The organism is Citrobacter sp. TBCS-14, assembly GCF_005280805.1.
GTDB lineage: Bacteria > Pseudomonadota > Gammaproteobacteria > Enterobacterales > Enterobacteriaceae > Citrobacter > Citrobacter gillenii.
Genome location: NZ_SZWM01000715.1, coordinates 188 through 512, shown reverse-complemented (window position 1 = coordinate 512; position 325 = coordinate 188). Strand labels below are relative to the sequence as shown.

Sequence of the window (325 nt, the reverse complement as noted above, 5' to 3'; positions counted from 1 at the left end):
CCAACAGGAAAGATCATGATGAGCCTGGCCGGTAAAAAAATCGTACTTGGCGTCAGTGGCGGTATTGCTGCGTACAAAACCCCTGAGCTGGTGCGTCGTTTACGGGAACGCGGCGCAGACGTCCGCGTGGCGATGACCGAAGCGGCAAAAGCCTTTATTACTCCCCTGAGCTTACAGGCAGTTTCGGGCTATCCGGTATCTGACAGCCTGCTCGACCCCGCTGCCGAAGCCGCGATGGGCCATATTGAGCTGGGGAAATGGGCCGATTTGGTTATCCTGGCCCCTGCGACGGCAGACCTGATTGCCCGCGTTGCCGCCGGTATGG

At 59.1% G+C, this 325-nt stretch carries 1 protein-coding gene; it reads left to right on the top strand.

The window, feature by feature from the left end; all coding sequences use genetic code 11:
- Positions 1-18: 18 nt before the first annotated feature.
- On the top strand, positions 19-325 hold a 307-nt coding region (locus tag FDX22_RS31640), incomplete at its 3' end, for a flavoprotein (protein ID WP_304571793.1).